Source organism: Rhodococcus sp. MH15 (genome assembly GCF_019266045.1).
Classification (GTDB): Bacteria; Actinomycetota; Actinomycetes; order Mycobacteriales; family Mycobacteriaceae; genus Rhodococcus_F; species Rhodococcus_F qingshengii.
Genome location: NZ_LPNP01000084.1, coordinates 1 through 1,546 on the forward strand (window position 1 = coordinate 1; position 1,546 = coordinate 1,546).

Here is a 1,546-nt window from a genome sequence, read left to right on the forward strand (position 1 = left end):
GGCTCGTGGGCCAACCGCCGGATCACGGTGTCACGAGCAGCGCCTTCGCTGCCGCACCGTCGGCACCACTGATCTGGTTCCACCACGCGGCACGCGAGGACCGCACGATCCGGTTCAAGTCGTTGTCCGGTCACGCTCAGACCGAGGCCGCCTTCGCGTCTCATCCCAATCGACCCTGATCGGGTCTGCTGACCCCCTCGACGAGAACGCAGCGACATCACAGCCACCCAACCCCGACCGTCCGGGAAGCCGGGGCACGTCACATGGCCTGTGCTGCGGGCGTGTCGAGTGGGTCGTCCAGGGGCGACGCAGGAGCGTCGACGCGACGTGCTGAGAGGTGGTTCCAGTCGAGCACTAGGACACCGGCTACAGGCATGGCGATAGGTCAGGAACGGCGTCGCTCCCTGCGCAGGAGGGAGCGCAGAGTCTCGGCGTTCGCGTAGCCGACCCGTAGCGCGATCTCGGCGGAGGTGAGGTCCGTGGTTGCTGAGAGGTGCCGAGCTCGTTCGGTGCGAAGCCGTTGGACGAAGCCGAGCGGAGTGAGGTTGAGCGCCGCACGGACTCGTCGTTCGAGGGTGCGCCGGCTGGTGCCGAGCGACTGCGCGACGAAGGCGACGTTGAACGGTTCGTCCAGGCGGGCGCGCACGAAGCGTTCGAACTCGACGACGATCGGGTCCTCGTGCCGGAGATGTTCGTAGGCGACGAAGGCCGCCTGCGACGGACGCTCGTCGATGATGAGGAGCTTGGCGACATGTTGGGCCAGGTCGGGGCTGATCGATCGCACGAGTGAGAGCGCGAGGTCGATGTGGGCGAACGCGGCGCCGGCGGTGACGAGGTTCCCGTCGACCACGACCATGGTGTCGAGATCGAGGGCGACGGTCGGATAGCGCTTCAGGAACTCCGGCCCCAGGAACCAGCTGGTCGTCGCCCGCCGATGATGCATCCGTCCGGTCTCGGCGACAGCGAACACGCCGGTGCACGCCGCGGCGATCCGGGTGGTCGCCTCGTCGAGGCGCCCGAGCGAGGCGATGACCGAACGAGCATCTCGGCTCTGGAGGGCGTCGTGGGTCGCGGCGGCCGTGAGGGTTCCAAGCGCAGGGACGACGACCACGTCGAACTCTGCGGACTCCGACAGCGGGTGGTCCACCGACAGGGTCATCGATGTTGTCGTGGTCACTCGCCGTTTCGGTCCGAGGATGGCGAGTTCGATCGGGTCGATCCGCGGGTCGACATCGCTGCGGGCTCCGTCGGCCACCCGCACGATGTCGATGATCGACGCGACAGCCGAACCGAAGCAGCCGTCGATCGCGATCAGTCCGATACGCATGGCGCGAACAATAGCAATACTGCCGTATACGCCACTTCTCACATGCCCTTGCTCGTCGTACGCTGAACTCGCCCCACGAAGAACCCCGACTTCAAGGAGAACCCCTCATGTCCACACCCGCATCACTTCCGTATGCCTTCGTCGCCAAGATCGTCGCGGCCGATGGACAGCACGACGCGCTCGCCGATCTGCTCGCCGGCGCTGTCGCGCTCGCCAACG

The 1,546-nt window shown here is 66.8% G+C and carries 1 protein-coding gene and 2 pseudogenes; 1 reads left to right on the forward strand and 2 read right to left on the reverse strand.

Going from position 1 to position 1,546, the window contains the following annotated elements; translation table 11 throughout:
• Together ATN37_RS31610 and ATN37_RS31615 are read right to left on the reverse strand one after the other, a co-directional pair.
• Positions 1–164: pseudogene (locus tag ATN37_RS31610) on the reverse strand (ISL3 family transposase); the annotation flags it as partial.
• 221 nt (positions 165–385) lie between these two features.
• Positions 386–1,327, reverse strand: a complete 942-nt coding sequence (locus ATN37_RS31615; RefSeq protein ID WP_187036562.1) for a GlxA family transcriptional regulator — start codon at positions 1,325–1,327, stop codon at positions 386–388.
• Positions 1,328–1,434: 107 nt separating this feature from the next.
• Between ATN37_RS31615 and ATN37_RS31620 the strand changes: the two are divergent.
• Positions 1,435–1,546, forward strand: a pseudogene (locus tag ATN37_RS31620) (antibiotic biosynthesis monooxygenase); the annotation flags it as partial.